This window comes from Pseudobutyrivibrio sp. C4 (assembly GCF_900111635.1).
Lineage (GTDB): Bacteria > Bacillota > Clostridia > Lachnospirales > Lachnospiraceae > Pseudobutyrivibrio > Pseudobutyrivibrio ruminis.
The window spans coordinates 66596-81850 of record NZ_FOHF01000009.1 but is presented as its reverse complement, the minus strand read 5'-3'; the positions used below and the strand labels follow the sequence as shown (position 1 = coordinate 81850).

Genomic DNA, 15255 nt, shown 5'->3' with positions numbered 1-15255 from the left:
ATGTGTTTTAATATAACTGTCCAAAAAAATAGTTTTGGGCAGTTATTTTTTTGAAAGAGAGGGAAAATGTTATGGAACTAATACCTATTATCGCACTTATTATTGTAGTTCTGTTAGTAATTGTGGCAGGCTATGTAAAGGCACCACCAGACAGAGCCTACATCATTTCTGGTCTTCGCAAGACTCCTCGTATTCTTGTGGGAAGAGCTGGAATCAAGATTCCATTCTTTGAAAGAGTTGATAAGCTTTATTTGGGACAGATGACAGTTGATATCAAAACTGAACAGTCAGTGCCTACTAACGATTTTATTAATGTAAATGTTGATGCTGTAGCAAAAGTAAGAATTGGCACAGATGCTTCATCAATTCAGCTTGCAGCAAAGAACTTCTTAAATAAGAATCCAGACCAAATCACTATGGATTTACAGGATTCTTTACAAGGTAACATGCGTGAAATCATCGGCACATTGTCATTGAAGACAATCAATACTGATAGAGATAGCTTTTCTGATCAGGTTATGGAAAAAGCATCTAAGGATATGAACAAACTTGGTATCGAAATTCTTTCATGCAACATTCAGAATGTAACTGATGAGAATGGACTTATCAATGATCTTGGTATGGATAACACTGCTAAGATTAAGAAAGATGCCGCTATTGCAAAAGCACAGGCTGATAGAGATGTTGCTATTGCACAGGCTGAGGCTGATAAAGCTGCTAATGATGCAAGAGTTACTGCACAGACAGAAATTGCAGAAAAGAATAATGCCCTTGCTATTAGGCAGGCAGAGTTAAAACAGCAGGCGGATACAGCAAATGCTGCAGCTGATGCAGCTTATTCAATTCAGGAACAGGAACAGCAAAAGACAATTGAAACTGCTACAGTAAATGCACAGATTGCAAAGGCCGAGCGTGAAGCAGAACTCAAGCAGAAGGAAGTTCTTGTTAAGCAGCAGGAACTTGCAGCTCAAATCGAGAAGCAGGCAGATGCTGAAAAGTATCAGGCAGAAAAGAAAGCAGAAGCTGAATTAGTTCAGAGACAGAAGAAAGCTGAGGCTGCCAAGTATGAGCAGGAGCGTGAAGCTGATGCAAAGAAAGCACAGGCAGAAGCTCAGAAGTTTGCTGCAGAGCAGGAAGCAGCTGGTATTAAGGCAAAGTATGATGCAGAAGCAGCTGGTATTGCTGCAAAAGGTAAGGCGGAAGCTGAGGCAATAAAGGCAAAAGGTCTTGCAGAAGCTGAAGCAATGGAAAAGAAAGCTGAAGCATATCGCAAGTACAATGGTGCAGCTATGGCAGAGATGATGATTAAGGTTATGCCAGAAATTGCTGCTGAGATTGCAAAGCCACTTGCTGCAATTGATAAGATTAACATCTACGAAACAGGCGATGGAAGTGAAGGCGGAGCTGCTAAAATATCAGGTAACATGCCTGTAGTTTTAAAGCAAGTCTTTGATACAATGAGCGAGGCTACAGGAGTGGATCTTGCTGAAATCATGAAAGCTAACACATATGATGCTAAGGTTAACAAAAATGTTAATATTACAGGCGCCAATGTTGACGTGAAAACAGAATAATTGAAATAATAAAGAGCCAACCAGCACGTAACTGGTTGGCTCTTTTTATTATAGGTTTCGGAATTCTGGACGAGAGAATTCTCTTCGAATAAGTATGAAGCAGATTGTAAACGAAAGAACATCTGCAACTGGTCCTGCATATAATACGCCATTAAATCCAAAGAAAAATGGCAATAGAATAATAAGTGGGGTAAGGAATAAAACTTGTCTAGTGAGAGACATGAAAATTCCTTTGTATGGTTTTCCAATTGCTGTAAAGAAATTGGAAGTAAGTGGCTGCAAGAAAGCAGTACAAATTCCAAATAAGAATATTCTGAAATACTTAGTACAAAAATCAAAATACAGCTCTGAACCTGATCCGAAAATCGAAACTATTTGACGAGGGAAAAGCTGGAAACATAACCAACTTATAGTGGTAATGATTGCGGCTAATTTAATGGCAAGATGATAAGCATCTTTTACTCGCTGGTAGTTTTTAGCCCCATAGTTGAAACTGATGATTGGCTGTAAACCTTGAGAAATACCGATTACAAAAGAGAAGCATATGCCGTTAACCTTTGAAATAATTCCGGCGCAGGTAATAGGAATATCTGAACCGTAAATAGATTGAGCGCCATAGTGTCCCATTACATGATTCATTACAATCTGCACAAGCATCATAGCAATTTGATTTATAAATGGAGCTGTACCTAAGGATGCAATTGCTACAATAATAGAAAGCTGTGGGATGAAATGTTCCTTGGAAAGTTTTACGGTTTTAAATCTGGTTAAATAGATTAGAACCATAAATCCAGCGATATATTGACCAATGATTGTCGCGATGGCGGCACCAGACATTCCCCATCCGAAAACTGCTACGAATAAATAATCAAGTATCGTATTTACGATAGCACCTACGAGGTTGATTGCCATAGTCATATTTGGGCTGCCATCGGCTCGTACTAGATGACTTCCGCCACCTGATAAGATAAAGAATGGAAATCCAAGCGCGCATATTCTTGAATATTCCATTGCGTATGGGAGAATGTTTTCTGTTGCTCCACATGCCAACAAAATTGGCTCAAGGAAAAGCTCGGTTATAACTGTCAGGATTAAACCACCTATTAGCATTACAGTTACAGCGTTACCAATGTAATTGCCGGCCTTTTCTGTTTCGCCACGGCCCATCGCCAAGTTGAAAGTCGAAGCGGCACCTATGCCGCACAACAGTGCAATTGATACATTCAAAATTGAAAGAGGAAACTGGATATTTGTTGCGCCATTACCAAGGGGTCCAACAAAGTTTCCAATGAATAATTGATCCACCATGTTGTAGAGAGAACCTACAAGCATGGCTATTATACTAGGAATAGCAAATTTCTTTAGTAGCTTTCCTACTGGCTCTATACCGAGAGGGTTTATTGTGTTTGTTTCAGTCATAAAATTGAGTTCCTTCTATATTATAGTGCGTTATTTTCTAACCCAACGTCCGCTGGCTCCACATGGTAATACTAATCCTGATTCTGTAACTGGAAGACCAATTTCGTCAGCGTTAACCTCCCCTGGATGTTTATCCAATAAAGCTGTGCTTATCATATAATTTAATACAGCTGGCTGTAAACCTGTTGTGTAAGAGTTTACTAAGAAGAAAAGAGCGTCATCTGAAAGGATTTGCTCGCAAAGCTGTATGAATGGGAAAATATCATCTTCAATTTTCCAAATCTCGTTCTTTGATCCTCTTCCGTATGAAGGTGGATCCATGATGATTCCATCGTATTTGTTGCCACGACGAATTTCGCGTTCTACAAACTTGCGGCAGTCATCTACAAGCCATCTGATTGGTGCTTCAGAAAGACCAGATGAAGCAGCGTTTTCCTTTGCCCACTGAACCATGCCCTTTGAGGCATCAACATGAGTAACCTGAGCTCCAGCAGCTGCTGCGGCAAGAGTTGCACCTCCTGTGTATGCAAAAAGATTAAGAACCTTTACAGGGCGTTTCTTTTCAGTTACTTCCTTATTAATAATAGAAGAAAACCAATCCCAGTTAACAGCCTGCTCAGGGAAAAGACCTGTATGCTTGAAAGCGAAAGGCTTTAAGTTGAACTTTAAGTCGTGACCACAGATAGGATAGCTGATAGTCCATTGTTCTGGTAAGTCAAAGAATTCCCATTCGCCACCACCTTTATTTGAACGATGGTAGTGCGCATTTAGTTTCTTATAATAGGAAGATTTCTTTGGAGTGTTCCAAATAACCTGAGGGTCAGGCCTAAGAAGAACATAGTCGCCCCAACGTTCAAGCTTCTCTCCTGAGGAGCAATCGATTATTTCGTAATCTTTCCAATTTGATGCTGTATTCATATTTCACCAAGTTACTTATGGAAGTAACAATCCTTTCTATATTAAGTATATTGTTTACAATAATAATTACTTCCTATATTATAGGTAGTAATTTCTTATGCCTTGAATATTATACTTGAAGATTGTCAATGTTCAATGTCTAATAGTGCAAACACTGTATAAAAAACACAATATTTAGTAGAAAACAGGATTGTACTAAATAAAATACAATATTTTTCTTCTTTTTATTGCAGACTTCCCATTTCTCGTGTATATTATTACTTGCTGTGACATGATAGCTATGAAGCGTGAGGTTGCAACCCAGCTTGCTGAGGTTGGTTTTCCGTGGAGCGAATGTCAAGTTAGGAAACTGACGACAAGTCACTGTACAACAGAAAACCGTCCGCATCTGCGGAGACGACGTGTGAGAACTTGGTTCGAACTTTGAGTTTTGAAGCATGAAACACACGGGTAAGTGTACAGTCGCCACTTGATCGCTTTTTCACAAAAAGAAAAACGAAAAAGGAGGAGACTTTTTTTATGGCAAATCAAGTTATGAGAATCACACTCAAGGCTTATGATCATGAGTTAGTAGATTCATCTGCCAAGAAAATCATCGAGACTGTTAAGAAGAACGGAGCACAGGTTAGTGGTCCAGTACCTCTTCCAACAAAGAAGGAAGTTGTTACAATTCTTAGAGCTGTACATAAGTACAAAGACTCTCGTGAGCAGTTCGAGCAGAGAACTCATAAGAGATTGATTGATGTCATCGACCCAACACAGAAGACTGTTGAGGCTCTTTCAAAGTTAGAGATGCCTGCAGGTGTTGAGATCAGCATCAAGAACAAGTAATTGAGTTCATTTAATTAAGAAAACATCCAAGATGGTTTTATATAGAAGCAATAAGTTCTTATCTTATTCCACTTATATGACACTGTTCTAGGATGAACGGTTCCGCTACCCCATAGTTTTGGGCAAGAAGCGTTCCGCTGTAGAAAATGGAGGTAAGAAAACATGAAGAAAGCTATTTTAGCTACAAAGGTCGGAATGACTCAGGTCTTCAATGAAGGCGGCGAGCTTATTCCTGTAACTGTACTTTCTGCAGGTCCATGTGTTGTTACACAGATTAAGACAGTAGAAAATGATGGTTACGATGCTGTTCAGGTTGGCTTTGTTGACAAGAAAGTAAAGCTTGTTAATAAGGATGCAAACGGACGCAAAGAAATTATTCATCGCAATGGCGTAAACAAGCCAGAGAAGGGTCACTTCGATAAGGCTGGTGTTGAGCCAAAGAGATTTGTTAGAGAGTTCAGATTTGATAATTGTGCAGATTATGCACTTGCTCAGGAAATCAAGGCTGATATCTTTGAAGCTGGCGACAAGGTTGATGCAACAGCTACTTCAAAGGGTAAGGGATTCCAGGGCGCTATCAAGAGATTAGGCCAGCACAGAGGTCCTATGGCTCACGGTTCTAAGTTCCACAGACACCAGGGTTCAAATGGTGCTTGTTCTTCACCTAGCCGTGTATTCAAGGGCAAGGGTATGCCAGGTCAGATGGGCGGAAACAAAGTAACAATCCAGAACCTTGAGATTGTACGTGTTGATGTTGAAAATAATCTGCTTTTAGTAAAGGGTGCTGTTCCAGGACCTAAGAAGTCTCTTGTAACAATTAAAGAGTCAGTTAAAGCAGGAAAGTAATCTTACGATAGGAAAGGAGGAACTTAGCGATGGCTAAAGTATCCGTATATAATATGGAAGGCAAAGAAGTTGGCACCATGGATCTTAACGACAGCATCTTCGCAGTTGAGATTAATGAGCACTTAGTTCACATGGCAGTTGTCCAGCAGCTTGCAAATAACCGTCAGGGAACACAGAAGGCTAAGACTCGTTCTGAGGTTTCTGGTGGTGGTAGAAAACCTTGGAGACAGAAGGGAACAGGTCATGCAAGACAGGGTTCTACAAGATCTCCACAGTGGACAGGTGGTGGCGTAGTATTCGCTCCAACACCAAGAGATTATTCATTTAAGCTCAACAAGAAGGAGAAGAGAGCAGCTCTTAAGTCTGTACTCACTTCTGCAGTTAACGAGAACAAGTTCATCGTTGTTGACGAGCTTAAGTTTGACGCTATTAAGACAAAGGATTTTGCAAAGGTATTAACAAACCTTAACGTTGAGAAGGCACTTGTTGTTCTTGATACAAATGACAAGAACGTAGTTATGTCTGCAAAGAACATTCCTACAGTTAAGACAGCTCTTACAAACACAATCAACGTTTATGACATCCTTAAGTACAACACAGTAGTTGTAACAAAGGCTGCTGTAGATCAGATTCAGGAGGTATATGCATAATGGCAAATGTACAGTATTATGACGTAATCCTTAAACCTGTAATCACAGAAAAGTCAATGAACGCTATGGCTGAGAAGAAGTACACATTCTTAGTTCATCCAGAAGCAAACAAGACAATGATTAAGGAAGCTGTTGAGAAGATGTTCGACGGAGTAAAGGTTGCTTCAGTTAACACAATGAACGCTGATGGCAAGACAAAGAGACGTGGAATGACATTCGGTAAGACAGCAAAGACAAAGAAAGCTATCGTTCAGCTTACAGCTGATAGCAAAGATATCGAGATTTTCTCAGGTCTTTAAGATATAGCTTAAAGCGAGAGTTAATTAATTTTATGCGCAGTCGAGCGCGATAATAAACGAGTAAACGAAAGGAGAAACAAAATGGGAATTAAGACATATAACCCATATACACCTTCTAGAAGAAATATGACTGGTTCAGATTTCGCTGAGATCACAAAGACATCTCCAGAGAAGTCACTTGTTGTTTCATTAAAGAAGCACGCTGGTCGTAACAATCAGGGTAAGATTACCGTTAGACATCACGGTGGCGGTAACAGACAGAAATATAGACTTATTGATTTCAAGAGAAATAAGGATGGAATTCCTGCAAAGGTTATTGGTATCGAGTACGATCCAAACAGAACAGCTAACATCGCTCTTATCTGCTACGCAGACGGCGAGAAGGCTTACATCCTTGCTCCAGCTGGTCTTACAGACGGCATGACAGTTATGAACGGTGCTGACGCTGAAGTTAGAGTTGGTAACTGCTTACCACTCGAGAAGATTCCAGTTGGTACACTTATTCACAATATCGAGCTTTATCCAGGACGTGGCGGACAGCTTGTTCGTTCAGCTGGTAACTCAGCTCAGCTCATGGCTAAAGAAGGTAAGTACGCTACACTTCGTCTTCCTTCAGGCGAAATGAGAATGGTACCTCTTAACTGCCGTGCATCAATCGGTGTAATCGGTAACGGTGATCACAACCTTGTTAAGATCGGTAAAGCTGGTCGTAAGAGACACATGGGTATCAGACCTACAGTTCGTGGTTCTGTTATGAACCCTAATGACCATCCACATGGTGGTGGTGAGGGCCGCGCTCCTATCGGACGTCCAGGTCCATGCACACCTTGGGGCAAGCCAGCTCTTGGTCTCAAGACAAGAAAGAAGCACAAGCAGTCTAACAAGCTCATCGTAAGAAGACGCGATGGTAGAGCAATCAAGTAAGGAGGATACACATGGCACGTTCATTAAAAAAAGGACCATTTGCTGATGCAAGCTTATTAAAGAAGGTTGATGCTATGAACGCAAGCGGCGACAAGTCAGTTATCAAGACATGGTCACGTCGTTCTACAATCTTCCCACAGATGGTTGGACATACAATTGCAGTACATGACGGTAGAAAGCATGTTCCAGTATATGTTACAGAAGACATGGTTGGACACAAGCTTGGTGAATTCGTTGCTACTAGAACCTACAGAGGTCATGGCAAAGACGAAAAGAAGTCAAAGGTACGCTAATTAACAGAAAGGAGTTTTTATCATGGCTAAGGGACATAGATCTCAAATTAAACGTGAGAGAAACGATGTAAAGGATACAAGACCTTCAGCAAAGTTATCTTATGCTAGAATGTCAGTTCAGAAGGCTTGTTTCGTACTTGATGCCATTCGTGGTAAGGATGTTGATACAGCTCTTGCTATCGTAATGTACAATCCAAGATACGCTTCAAGTGTTATAGAGAAATTACTTAAGTCTGCTATTGCAAACGCTGAGAACAATAACGGCTTAGATCGCAAGGACCTTGTAGTAGCTGAGTGCTATGCAAACAAGGGACCTACAATGAAGAGAATTAGACCAAGAGCACAGGGTAGAGCTTACAGAATCGAAAAGAGAATGAGCCACATCACAATCGTGCTTGATCAGAAAAATTAAGGAGGCAAAACATGGGACAGAAAGTTAATCCTCATGGCTTAAGAGTCGGTGTTATTAAGGACTGGGATTCTAAGTGGTACGCTGAGGGCGAGAACTTCTCAGACTACTTAGTTGAAGACTATAATATCAGAAAATTTCTTAAGAAGAAGCTTTACGCTGCAGGCGTTTCTAAGATTGAAATCGAGCGCGCTGCTGGTAGAGTAAAGGTTACTGTTTATACAGCAAAGCCAGGCGTTGTTATCGGTAAGGGCGGCGCTGAAATCGACAAGATTAAGACTGAGCTCCAGAAGCAGACAAGCGATAAGCTTGTTGTTGATATCAAGGAAATCAAGAGACCAGATCGTGATGCACAGCTCGTTGCTGAGAACATCGCTGGCCAGCTTGAGAACCGTGTATCATTCCGTAGAGCAATGAAGTCTTGCATGGGTCGCGCTATGAAGACTGGTATCAAGGGTATCAAGACAAGCTGTTCAGGACGTCTTGGTGGTGCTGATATGGCTCGTTCAGAGTCTTACAATGAAGGTACTATTCCACTTCAGACACTTCGTGCTGATATCGATTATGGATTCGCTGAGGCTGACACTACTTATGGTAAGGTTGGTGTAAAGGTTTGGATCTATAAGGGTGAAGTACTTCCAAAGAGAAAGAATGTGGAAGGAGGAGCTCAATAATATGTTAATGCCAAAGAGAGCGAAGCATAGAAAGCAGTTCCGTGGGAACATGGCTGGAAAAGCTTCAAGAGGAAATAAGATATCTTACGGTGAGTATGGTATCGTTGCAACAGAGCCAGCTTGGATTAAGTCAAACCAGATCGAAGCAGCTCGTATCGCTATGACACGTTACATTAAGCGTGGTGGTAAGGTTTGGATTAAGATTTTCCCAGACAAGCCAGTTACTGCAAAACCTGCTGAAACTCGAATGGGTTCAGGTAAGGGAACACTTGAATATTGGGTAGCTGTTGTTAAGCCGGGCCGTGTATTATTCGAGATCTCAGGAGTATCTGAGGAAGTTGCTAGAGAAGCACTTCGTCTCGCTACACATAAACTTCCTTGCAAGTGCAAGATAGTTTCCCGTGAGGATTTAGAAGGCGGTGAAGCATAATGAAGAATACAAAGTACGTAGAAGATTTAAAGAACACTTCAGTAGCAGAGCTTAATGCTCAGCTCGTAGAAGCTAAGAAAGAACTTTTCAACTTAAGATTCCAGAATGCTACAAATCAGTTAGACAATACAGCAAGAATCCGTGAGGTTCGTCGTAACATCGCTCGTATTCAGACTGTTATCACAGAAGCTGAGAAGAATGCTTAATTAATTCATGAATCTTAATTATTTGAAAGGAGATCAAAAACGTGGAAAGAAACTTAAGAAAAACACGTACAGGTGTTGTTGTAAGCGACAAGATGGATAAGACAATCGTTGTTGCAATCCGTGACAATGTAAAGCATCCACTTTACAACAAGATCGTTAAGAAGACATATAAGCTTAAGGCTCACGATGAGAACGGCGACGCTCACATCGGAGATACAGTAAAGGTAATGGAGACAAGACCACTTTCTAAAGATAAGAGATGGAGACTTGTTGAAGTTATCGAGAGAGCAAAATAATTAAAGGAGGCTACTATAATGGTACAACAGGAAAGTAGATTAAAGGTAGCCGATAATACAGGAGCAAAGGAAATCCTTGTTATCCGTGTTATGGGTGGATCTACAAGAAGATATGCCAATATCGGCGACGTAATTACTGCTACCGTTAAAGATGCAACACCAGGTGGCGTTGTAAAGAAGGGTGACGTTGTTAAGGCAGTAGTTGTTCGTTCAGTTAAAGGTGCCCGTCGTAAAGATGGTTCTTATATCAAGTTTGATGAAAATGCTGCAGTCATCATTAAAGATGACAAGACTCCAAGAGGAACTCGTATTTTTGGACCTGTAGCTAGAGAGCTTCGTGAGAAGCAGTTCATGAAGATTGTTTCTCTCGCTCCAGAAGTATTGTAGGAGGAAGAGTAGAATGGCAACTATGAAAATTAAAAAAGGCGATACTGTTCGTGTAATCGCAGGTGGCGATGTAAACAACGAAGGTAAGGTTATCGCAGTAGATAAGAAGAATAACACCGTTACAGTTGAGGGTGTTAACATGGTAAAGCGTCATGTTAAGCCTAGCATGGCCAACCAGGCAGGTGGTATCATCGAGCAGGAAGCTCCTATCGATGCTTCAAATGTTATGTTACTTCATAACGGTCAGCCTACACGTGTTGGTTTCAAGATGGACGGAGATAAAAAAGTCCGTTTCGCAAAGAAGACCGGCGAGGTTATTGACTAATTGAAGAAAGGAGAACAGTTCGTTGAGTAGATTAAAAGATCAGTATCTTAATGAAATCGTACCAGCAATGGTTGAGAAGTTTGGATACAAGAATATTATGGAAGTTCCTAAGATCGAAAAGATCGTTGTCAACATGGGTGTTGGCGAAGCAAAGGACAATGCTAAGCTTCTTGAGTCTGCAGTTAAGGATATGGAAATGATTACAGGCCAGAAAGCTGTTACAACAAAGGCAAAGAATTCAGTTGCTAACTTCAAGATTCGTGAAGGTATGGCAATTGGCTGTAAGACTACACTTCGTGGAGAGAAGATGTATGAGTTCGCAGATCGTCTTATCAATCTTGCACTCCCACGTGTTCGTGACTTCAGAGGTGTTAATCCTAATTCATTCGATGGTAGAGGAAACTATGCACTTGGTATCAAGGAGCAGATCATCTTCCCTGAGATTGAGTACGATAAGATTGACAAGACTCGTGGTATGGACATTATCTTCGTAACTACAGCTAAGACAGATGAAGAGGCTAGAGAATTACTTCGTTTATTCAATATGCCTTTCGCTAAGGAAGCATAGGAGGAAAGTTATGGCAAAGAAGTCAATGAAAGTAAAGCAGCAGCGCACAGCAAAGTTCTCTACACAAGAGTACAGTCGTTGCAAAATCTGCGGTCGTCCACATGCATACCTTAGAAAGTATGGTATTTGTAGAGTATGTTTCCGTGAGTTAGCTTACAAGGGACAGATCCCTGGCGTAAAGAAAGCTTCATGGTAAGATAACGAGCACAGATTGATAATTAGGAGGAAATTGCATCATGACAATGAGTGATCCAATAGCAGATATGCTTACAAGAATCCGTAATGCAAATACTGCAAAACATGATACAGTAGATGTTCCTGCATCAAAGATGAAGGTTGCAATTGCAGACATTCTTGTAGATGAAGGATTTATCACAAAGTACGACATCGTTGATAATGGTAACTTCAAGGATATCCGTGTTACATTAAAGTACGGTGCAAACAAGAACGAGAAGATTATTTCTGGTATTAAGAGAATTTCTAAGCCAGGTCTTCGTATTTATGCTGGTAAGGACGATATCCCATACGTTTTAGGTGGACTTGGTATCGCTATCCTTTCAACAAACAAGGGCATCATCACAGATAAGGAAGCTCGTAAGCTTCAGGTTGGTGGCGAAGTTCTTGCATATGTTTGGTAATCATATCCAAACAAGTAACTAATTACCTAAAGTATAACCCGGTTACAGAAGCCGGACATACAGTAAATTTAAGGAGGTACGGGCATGTCACGTATAGGAAGAATGCCAATCGCAGTTCCAGCTGGTGTTACAGTTGAGATTGCAGAAAATAATCATGTGACTGTAAAAGGTCCTAAGGGTACTCTTGAGAGAACACTTCCATCTGAGATGGATATTAAGCTTGAGGGTGCAGAAGTTGTTGTTACTAGACCTAATGATTTAAAGAAGATGAAGTCTTTACATGGTCTTACAAGAACACTTATCAACAACATGGTTGTTGGTGTTACAACAGGCTATGAGAAGACTCTTGAAGTTAACGGTGTAGGTTACAGAGCATCTAAGGCTGGTAAGAAGCTTACTCTTAACCTTGGTTACTCACACCCAGTAGAGATGGAAGATCCAGAGGGTATCGAGTCAACAGTTGACGGAAATAAAATTATCATCAAGGGTATCGACAAGGAAAAGGTTGGTCAGTACGCTGCCAACATCAGAGATAAGAGAAGACCTGAGCCATATAAGGGTAAGGGTATTAAGTACGCTGATGAAGTTATTAGACGTAAAGTCGGTAAGACCGGTAAGAAATAGTAAAGGAGTGAATGTAAAATGGTAAGTAAGAAATCTAAATCAGTAATTCGCCAGACAAAGCATAGAAGACTTCGTAACACTCTAGCCGGTACTGCAGAAAGACCACGTTTAGCAGTGTTCAGAAGCAACAATCACATGTATGTTCAGGTTATTGATGATACATGCGGAAATACACTTGTTTCAGCATCTACTCTTGACGCAGACGTTAAGGCAGATCTTGCAAAGACAAATAACGTAGAAGCAGCTACAAAGCTTGGTACAGTTATTGCTAAGAAGGCACAGGAAAAGGGAATCAAGGAAGTCGTATTCGACAGAGGTGGTTACATTTATGCCGGCAAGGTTGCAGCTTTAGCAGATGCAGCTAGAGAAGCTGGATTAGAATTCTAGGAGGAGAACACATGAAACGTGAAATCATTGACGCTAGCCAGTTAGAGTTAACTGAGCAGGTTGTAGAAATTAAGCGTGTAACAAAGGTTGTTAAGGGTGGACGTAACATGCGTTTCACAGCTCTTGTTGTAGTAGGCGATAAGAACGGACACGTTGGCGCTGGACTTGGCAAGGCAGCTGAAATTCCAGAAGCTATCCGCAAGGGTAAGGAAGATGCTATGAAGAAGCTTATCACAGTTAAGCTTGATGACAACCATAGTATTACACACGACATTCAGGGTAAGCACACAGGCGCTTCTGTACTTCTTAAGAAGGCACCAGAAGGTACTGGTATCATCGCTGGTGGTCCAGCTCGTGCCGTATGTGAGCTTGCAGGTATCGGAAATATCCGTACAAAGTCACTTGGATCATCAAATAAGCAGAACGTTGTTCTTGCTACAATCGAAGGACTTAAGTCTCTTAAGTCACCTGAGGAAGTAGCAAAGGCTCGTGGCAAGAAAGTTGAAGACATTCTTGCTTAAGGAGGAAAGGTAAATGGCAGAGAAGAAGTTAAGAGTAACACTCGTAAAGTCTACAATCGGTGCTGTTCCAAAGAACAAGAAGACTGTAGAAGCACTTGGCCTTAGAAAGGTCAACAAGACTGTTGAGCTTCCTGACAACGACAGCGTTCGAGGAATGCTTAGAATGGTCAATCACTTAGTAAAAGTTGAAGAAATTTAATAGAAGGAGGTGCCATAATGGATTTATCTAACTTACAGCCAGCAGAAGGCTCAAAGCATAGTGATAATTTCAGAAGAGGCCGTGGTCACGGTTCAGGTAATGGCAAGACTGCTGGTAAGGGTCATAAGGGACAGAAGGCTCGTTCAGGCGGAAGCATTAGACTTGGATTCGAAGGTGGACAGATGCCTTTATACAGACGTCTTCCTAAGCGTGGTTTCAAGAATAGAAATACAAAGGAAATCGTTGGTATCAATGTTTCTTATTTAGAGAGATTTGATAATGGTGCTACTGTAACAGTTGATACACTCGTTGAGAGCGGTATCATCAAGAACCCTCGCGATGGCGTTAAGATTCTTGGCGGTGGTGAGCTTACAAAGAAGCTCAACGTTCAGGCAAACGCATTTAGTGCTAGCGCAAAGGAGAAGATTGAAGCCTTGGGCGGAACTGCAGAGGTGATCTAATGTTTCAGACACTACGCGATGCTTTTAAAATTAAAGATTTAAGAAGACGAATTGGTTTTACATTTTTAATGCTTATTGTTGTTAGGCTTGGAAGCTTGCTTCCAGTGCCTGGCATCAATGGCAATGCCTTTAGCAGTCTCTTCGCGGATAGTGATAGTGCATTGAACTTTTTTGATTCAATCACTGGTGGTTCATTCTCATCAATGTCAGTTTTCGCATTGAACATCACTCCATACATTACATCTTCTATCATTATGCAGTTGCTTACAATTGCATTTCCTAAGTTAGAAGAAATGCAGCGTGATGGTGAACAAGGTAGAAAGAAGATGACACAGATTACTCGTTATCTTACAATCGCCTTGGCACTTGGTGAGTCTATCGCAATGGCAGTTGGTTTTGGAAGAAGTGGTTATCTTGTAACATACTCAGTTCCATTCCTCAACTATGTACTTGTTGTTGTAGCACTTACAGCTGGATCTGCAGTACTTATGTGGATTGGTGAGAGAATTACAGAAAAGGGTATTGGTAATGGTATTTCAATAGTTCTTACTATTAATATCATTAGTCGTATTCCTTCTGATTTAACAAAGCTCTATGAGCAGTTTATGGCTGGAAAAACGATTCCAAAGGCAGTGTTAGCTGCAGTTATTATTGCTGCAATAATTATTGCTCTTGTTGTATTCGTTGTTATACTCCAGAGCGCAGAGAGACGTATTCCAGTACAATATTCAAATAAGATTCAGGGAAGAAGACAGGTTGGTGGCAATTCATCAATCATCCCTATGAGAGTTAACACCGCAGGTGTTATCCCTGTCATCTTCGCTCAGTCATTACTTCAGACACCTGTTATGATTGTTCAGTTATTGAACAAACAGCCAAGCGGTGTTTGGGGCAAGATTTTAAGTGGAATGAGTCAGTCTAATTGGTTTAATCCTTCAAATTGGATTTACACAATTGGAGCACTTGTTTATGTATTGCTTATTATTGGTTTTGCATATTTCTATACAGAGATTACTTTCAATCCTTTGGAAATTGCAGAGAACCTTAAGCGTTCAGGTGGATTTATTCCAGGTATACGACCAGGAAAACCTACTTCAGATTATTTAACAGCAATCTTAAAGCATGTTATTTTCATTGGAGCAATTGGTCTTTCAATCGTAGCATTACTTCCTATCGTCTTTAACGGTTTGGTTGGCGCTAGTGTTTCATTTGGTGGTACATCAATCATCATTATTGTTGGTGTTATCGTAGAAACATTAAAGCAGGTTGAATCTCAGATGATGGTTCGTAATTATAAAGGATTTTTAAATGACTAATTGTCATTTTGACACTGAGGGAGATACGTGATTTTCGCGTATCTCTTAAGGTGTTTTTTA

General features: G+C 40.7%; 25 protein-coding genes. 23 read left to right on the top strand and 2 right to left on the bottom strand.

The window, feature by feature from the left end:
* Positions 1-71: 71 nt before the first annotated feature.
* Positions 72-1574, top strand: a complete 1503-nt coding sequence (locus BMY66_RS12600) for a flotillin family protein (RefSeq protein ID WP_090395388.1) — start codon at positions 72-74, stop codon at positions 1572-1574.
* A 48-nt stretch (positions 1575-1622) separates the two neighbouring features.
* On the opposite strand, the gene BMY66_RS12595 is transcribed toward BMY66_RS12600, so the two are convergent.
* Both BMY66_RS12595 and BMY66_RS12590 read right to left on the bottom strand, forming a co-directional pair.
* A complete protein-coding gene (locus tag BMY66_RS12595; protein WP_090395387.1) occupies positions 1623-2993 on the bottom strand; it encodes an MATE family efflux transporter in 1371 nt (456 codons plus the stop codon).
* Positions 2994-3023: 30 nt separating this feature from the next.
* Complete coding sequence (locus BMY66_RS12590; protein WP_074791625.1) at positions 3024-3911, bottom strand: class I SAM-dependent methyltransferase; 888 nt, start codon at positions 3909-3911, stop codon at positions 3024-3026.
* A gap of 519 nt (positions 3912-4430) precedes the next feature.
* Here BMY66_RS12590 and rpsJ point away from each other — a divergent pair.
* The 22 genes from rpsJ to secY all read left to right on the top strand — a co-directional run bounded on the left by rpsJ (position 4431) and on the right by secY (position 15195).
* Positions 4431-4742: a 30S ribosomal protein S10 gene (rpsJ, locus tag BMY66_RS12585; protein WP_015548360.1), complete on the top strand. Its 312-nt coding sequence runs from the start codon at positions 4431-4433 to the stop codon at positions 4740-4742.
* 162 nt (positions 4743-4904) lie between these two features.
* Positions 4905-5588: a 50S ribosomal protein L3 gene (gene rplC, locus BMY66_RS12580; RefSeq protein WP_033153065.1), complete on the top strand. Its 684-nt coding sequence runs from the start codon at positions 4905-4907 to the stop codon at positions 5586-5588.
* Positions 5589-5617: 29 nt separating this feature from the next.
* Complete coding sequence (gene rplD / locus BMY66_RS12575; RefSeq protein WP_033153066.1) at positions 5618-6238, top strand: 50S ribosomal protein L4; 621 nt, start codon at positions 5618-5620, stop codon at positions 6236-6238.
* A complete protein-coding gene (rplW, locus tag BMY66_RS12570) occupies positions 6238-6537 on the top strand; it encodes a 50S ribosomal protein L23 (protein ID WP_015548357.1) in 300 nt (99 codons plus the stop codon). The genes rplD and rplW overlap by 1 nt, the downstream gene beginning before the upstream one ends.
* Before the next feature lie 81 nt (positions 6538-6618).
* Positions 6619-7461 (top strand): 50S ribosomal protein L2, encoded by an 843-nt coding sequence (gene rplB / locus BMY66_RS12565; RefSeq protein WP_044938688.1) that lies wholly within the window; start codon positions 6619-6621, stop codon positions 7459-7461.
* 11 nt (positions 7462-7472) lie between these two features.
* On the top strand, positions 7473-7754 hold the full coding sequence (rpsS, locus tag BMY66_RS12560) for a 30S ribosomal protein S19 (RefSeq protein ID WP_028234427.1): 282 nt from the start codon (positions 7473-7475) through the stop codon (positions 7752-7754).
* A 22-nt stretch (positions 7755-7776) separates the two neighbouring features.
* Positions 7777-8166: a 50S ribosomal protein L22 gene (rplV, locus tag BMY66_RS12555; RefSeq protein WP_033153070.1), complete on the top strand. Its 390-nt coding sequence runs from the start codon at positions 7777-7779 to the stop codon at positions 8164-8166.
* A gap of 11 nt (positions 8167-8177) precedes the next feature.
* Positions 8178-8837 carry a 30S ribosomal protein S3 gene (rpsC, locus tag BMY66_RS12550; protein WP_044938686.1) on the top strand — a complete coding sequence of 220 codons (660 nt, stop codon included), beginning with the start codon at positions 8178-8180 and terminating at the stop codon, positions 8835-8837.
* A gap of 1 nt (position 8838) precedes the next feature.
* Entirely contained in the window at positions 8839-9267 is a 429-nt protein-coding gene (gene rplP, locus BMY66_RS12545; protein WP_033153074.1) for a 50S ribosomal protein L16, read from the top strand.
* Complete coding sequence (gene rpmC, locus BMY66_RS12540; RefSeq protein ID WP_015548351.1) at positions 9267-9473, top strand: 50S ribosomal protein L29; 207 nt, start codon at positions 9267-9269, stop codon at positions 9471-9473. Before rplP ends, rpmC begins: the two co-directional genes overlap by 1 nt.
* Before the next feature lie 41 nt (positions 9474-9514).
* A complete protein-coding gene (rpsQ, locus tag BMY66_RS12535; protein WP_028234423.1) occupies positions 9515-9769 on the top strand; it encodes a 30S ribosomal protein S17 in 255 nt (84 codons plus the stop codon).
* Between the two features lie 18 nt (positions 9770-9787).
* Positions 9788-10156 (top strand): 50S ribosomal protein L14, encoded by a 369-nt coding sequence (rplN, locus tag BMY66_RS12530; RefSeq protein WP_015548350.1) that lies wholly within the window; start codon positions 9788-9790, stop codon positions 10154-10156.
* 13 nt (positions 10157-10169) lie between these two features.
* Positions 10170-10481, top strand: a complete 312-nt coding sequence (gene rplX / locus BMY66_RS12525) for a 50S ribosomal protein L24 (protein ID WP_015548349.1) — start codon at positions 10170-10172, stop codon at positions 10479-10481.
* 22 nt (positions 10482-10503) lie between these two features.
* On the top strand, positions 10504-11049 hold the full coding sequence (rplE, locus tag BMY66_RS12520; RefSeq protein ID WP_033153076.1) for a 50S ribosomal protein L5: 546 nt from the start codon (positions 10504-10506) through the stop codon (positions 11047-11049).
* Between the two features lie 10 nt (positions 11050-11059).
* Complete coding sequence (locus tag BMY66_RS12515) at positions 11060-11245, top strand: type Z 30S ribosomal protein S14 (RefSeq protein WP_028234421.1); 186 nt, start codon at positions 11060-11062, stop codon at positions 11243-11245.
* A gap of 40 nt (positions 11246-11285) precedes the next feature.
* The gene (gene rpsH / locus BMY66_RS12510) at positions 11286-11687 is read left to right on the top strand and encodes a 30S ribosomal protein S8 (protein WP_028234420.1); all 402 of its coding nucleotides are present in this window, start codon (positions 11286-11288) and stop codon (positions 11685-11687) included.
* An 84-nt stretch (positions 11688-11771) separates the two neighbouring features.
* Entirely contained in the window at positions 11772-12311 is a 540-nt protein-coding gene (gene rplF, locus BMY66_RS12505) for a 50S ribosomal protein L6 (protein WP_033153082.1), read from the top strand.
* A gap of 18 nt (positions 12312-12329) precedes the next feature.
* Positions 12330-12698 carry a 50S ribosomal protein L18 gene (gene rplR, locus BMY66_RS12500; protein WP_044938681.1) on the top strand — a complete coding sequence of 123 codons (369 nt, stop codon included), beginning with the start codon at positions 12330-12332 and terminating at the stop codon, positions 12696-12698.
* An 11-nt stretch (positions 12699-12709) separates the two neighbouring features.
* Positions 12710-13219 carry a 30S ribosomal protein S5 gene (gene rpsE / locus BMY66_RS12495; RefSeq protein WP_033153084.1) on the top strand — a complete coding sequence of 170 codons (510 nt, stop codon included), beginning with the start codon at positions 12710-12712 and terminating at the stop codon, positions 13217-13219.
* A gap of 13 nt (positions 13220-13232) precedes the next feature.
* Positions 13233-13418 (top strand): 50S ribosomal protein L30, encoded by a 186-nt coding sequence (gene rpmD / locus BMY66_RS12490; protein WP_015548343.1) that lies wholly within the window; start codon positions 13233-13235, stop codon positions 13416-13418.
* A gap of 17 nt (positions 13419-13435) precedes the next feature.
* Entirely contained in the window at positions 13436-13879 is a 444-nt protein-coding gene (gene rplO / locus BMY66_RS12485) for a 50S ribosomal protein L15 (protein ID WP_033153085.1), read from the top strand.
* The gene (gene secY / locus BMY66_RS12480; protein ID WP_033153086.1) at positions 13879-15195 is read left to right on the top strand and encodes a preprotein translocase subunit SecY; all 1317 of its coding nucleotides are present in this window, start codon (positions 13879-13881) and stop codon (positions 15193-15195) included. Before rplO ends, secY begins: the two co-directional genes overlap by 1 nt.
* Positions 15196-15255 lie beyond the last annotated feature (60 nt).

Coding starts and splice junctions, on each gene's coding strand:
- BMY66_RS12600 (WP_090395388.1), top strand. CDS start 72: ATGGAACTAATACCTATTATCGCACTTATTATTGTAGTTCTGTTAGTA.
- BMY66_RS12595 (WP_090395387.1), bottom strand. CDS start 2,993: ATGACTGAAACAAACACAATAAACCCTCTCGGTATAGAGCCAGTAGGA.
- BMY66_RS12590 (WP_074791625.1), bottom strand. CDS start 3,911: ATGAATACAGCATCAAATTGGAAAGATTACGAAATAATCGATTGCTCC.
- rpsJ (WP_015548360.1), top strand. CDS start 4,431: ATGGCAAATCAAGTTATGAGAATCACACTCAAGGCTTATGATCATGAG.
- rplC (WP_033153065.1), top strand. CDS start 4,905: ATGAAGAAAGCTATTTTAGCTACAAAGGTCGGAATGACTCAGGTCTTC.
- rplD (WP_033153066.1), top strand. CDS start 5,618: ATGGCTAAAGTATCCGTATATAATATGGAAGGCAAAGAAGTTGGCACC.
- rplW (WP_015548357.1), top strand. CDS start 6,238: ATGGCAAATGTACAGTATTATGACGTAATCCTTAAACCTGTAATCACA.
- rplB (WP_044938688.1), top strand. CDS start 6,619: ATGGGAATTAAGACATATAACCCATATACACCTTCTAGAAGAAATATG.
- rpsS (WP_028234427.1), top strand. CDS start 7,473: ATGGCACGTTCATTAAAAAAAGGACCATTTGCTGATGCAAGCTTATTA.
- rplV (WP_033153070.1), top strand. CDS start 7,777: ATGGCTAAGGGACATAGATCTCAAATTAAACGTGAGAGAAACGATGTA.
- rpsC (WP_044938686.1), top strand. CDS start 8,178: ATGGGACAGAAAGTTAATCCTCATGGCTTAAGAGTCGGTGTTATTAAG.
- rplP (WP_033153074.1), top strand. CDS start 8,839: ATGTTAATGCCAAAGAGAGCGAAGCATAGAAAGCAGTTCCGTGGGAAC.
- rpmC (WP_015548351.1), top strand. CDS start 9,267: ATGAAGAATACAAAGTACGTAGAAGATTTAAAGAACACTTCAGTAGCA.
- rplN (WP_015548350.1), top strand. CDS start 9,788: ATGGTACAACAGGAAAGTAGATTAAAGGTAGCCGATAATACAGGAGCA.
- rplX (WP_015548349.1), top strand. CDS start 10,170: ATGGCAACTATGAAAATTAAAAAAGGCGATACTGTTCGTGTAATCGCA.
- BMY66_RS12515 (WP_028234421.1), top strand. CDS start 11,060: ATGGCAAAGAAGTCAATGAAAGTAAAGCAGCAGCGCACAGCAAAGTTC.
- rpsH (WP_028234420.1), top strand. CDS start 11,286: ATGACAATGAGTGATCCAATAGCAGATATGCTTACAAGAATCCGTAAT.
- rplF (WP_033153082.1), top strand. CDS start 11,772: ATGTCACGTATAGGAAGAATGCCAATCGCAGTTCCAGCTGGTGTTACA.
- rplR (WP_044938681.1), top strand. CDS start 12,330: ATGGTAAGTAAGAAATCTAAATCAGTAATTCGCCAGACAAAGCATAGA.
- rpsE (WP_033153084.1), top strand. CDS start 12,710: ATGAAACGTGAAATCATTGACGCTAGCCAGTTAGAGTTAACTGAGCAG.
- rpmD (WP_015548343.1), top strand. CDS start 13,233: ATGGCAGAGAAGAAGTTAAGAGTAACACTCGTAAAGTCTACAATCGGT.
- rplO (WP_033153085.1), top strand. CDS start 13,436: ATGGATTTATCTAACTTACAGCCAGCAGAAGGCTCAAAGCATAGTGAT.
- secY (WP_033153086.1), top strand. CDS start 13,879: ATGTTTCAGACACTACGCGATGCTTTTAAAATTAAAGATTTAAGAAGA.